Raw genomic sequence first — 1,723 nt, forward strand, 5'->3', positions numbered from 1 at the left:
GCGGGTGAGGAAACCCCACCCGCCTACGCGGTGGGGTAGTTCATTCCAAATCTCTCCTTAGATCGCATTAGATCGCAGCGCAGAAAGCTGCTCAGGATCTTGACCAAGGTGCTTTTGCCGGCTCCATTTCCCCCAGAAGACCGTGCATTGTGACTGCCTCCACCCGCAAAGACACATCGCGGTTTGCCTGTACCGCCCCAAAGTGCTTGTGGATGTGGAGCAGCTCCACCTTCATCCCGTTTATGCTAACCTGCCTCCGAGACCCAAAATCCCGAAGAATACAGTTGCTAAAGTTGCAAGCGCCAGTGCTACGATAGCGTCAGCTCGCCGTCAGGCGTTGGCTACGGACGAGTTCAGCGTCGATCTGTGGTTCGCCCTGCTCCTCTGCTTCGCCCTTCTCCCCTGCCACCCATCTCAGATAGTAACCGCCTTAAAATCTTCTCAGGCAGCGCCAATCCAGCCCTAGCCCAGGAAGTAGCCCGTTACTTGGGCCTGGATCTGGGCCCGATGCTGCGCAAGCGCTTTGCCGATGGTGAGCTGTACATCCAAATCCAGGAGTCGATTCGCGGCGCCGATGTCTACTTGGTGCAGCCCACCTGCCGCCCGGTCAACGATCACCTGATGGAGCTGCTGGTGATCATCGATGCCTGCCGCCGCGCCTCGGCCCGCCAGATCACTGCCGTCTTGCCCTACTACGGCTACGCCCGCGCTGACCGCAAAACCGCCGGACGGGAAGCCATTACCGCCAAGCTGGTGGCCAATATGATCACCCAGGCAGGGGCACACCGGGTGCTGGCCATGGATCTGCACTCGGCCCAGATCCAGGGCTACTTCGACATTCCCCTCGACCACGTCTACGCCCAGCCGGTACTGCAGGCTTACCTCAAAGAAAAAGGCCTGCTCGACGAAGATATTGTGGTCGTCTCTCCCGATGTGGGAGGGGTAGCGCGGGCACGTGCCTTTGCCAAAAAACTCAAGGAAGCTCCGCTGGCCATCATTGACAAGCGCCGCCAGGCCCACAACGACGTGGAAGTCATGAACCTCATTGGCGATGTGCGTGGTAAAATCGCCATCCTCGTAGATGACATGATTGACACGGCAGGCACCATCTCGGAAGGGGCGAAGCTGCTGCGCAAGTCGGGGGCCAAGGCGGTCTATGCCTGCGCCATCCACCCTGTCTTTTCCGATCCGGCCATCGAACGCCTGCAGGGCGGTCTGTTTGAAGAGGTGATCGTCACCAACACCATCCCCATTCCTCCAGAGCGGCATTTTCCAGGCTTGACCGTCCTCTCGGTGGCGAACGTGCTGGGAGAGGCGATCTGGCGCATTCACGAAGACAGCTCCGTCAGCAGCATGTTTCACTAAGGTTTCTCCAGAGCATCGCTAAAGTATAGATAGTGGGTGCGGAACGGGCGTACCTAGCGGGGATCCTTTGCTTTTTGCCCTGTGAAGACCAACTCAACAGGTGCCCCCCATCTATCGTGATGGACTGGGTAGAGCTAGCTTCCCAGCCGAGTTTTTCCCATGTCGCCTCCCATTTCTAGGTCACCAAGATCCGTTGTGAACAGTTTTGTTGCCGGGCAGGCCGCCGCCAGGGAAGAGCCGTCCCTTCAAACTGAACTGAATACAGAATTGAATACGGAGTCCGCTGCAGCGCTGTACCCGCTGTTGCAATTGCTGGGGCAACTGCTGAACGTCCCCTTGGTCTATCTAGAACTGGCCC

1 protein-coding gene is annotated in these 1,723 nt (G+C 58.3%); it reads left to right on the forward strand.

Annotation, left to right across the window (positions count from 1 at the left end):
- Positions 1-366: 366 nt before the first annotated feature.
- Positions 367-1,365, forward strand: coding sequence for a ribose-phosphate pyrophosphokinase (locus tag NW835_RS11660; protein ID WP_414365113.1), 999 nt, complete (start codon positions 367-369; stop codon positions 1,363-1,365).
- The last annotated feature ends 358 nt before the right edge of the window (positions 1,366-1,723 follow it).

Source organism: Synechococcus sp. OH2 (assembly GCF_047462155.1).
Taxonomy (GTDB): Bacteria; Cyanobacteriota; Cyanobacteriia; order Thermostichales; family Thermostichaceae; genus Thermostichus.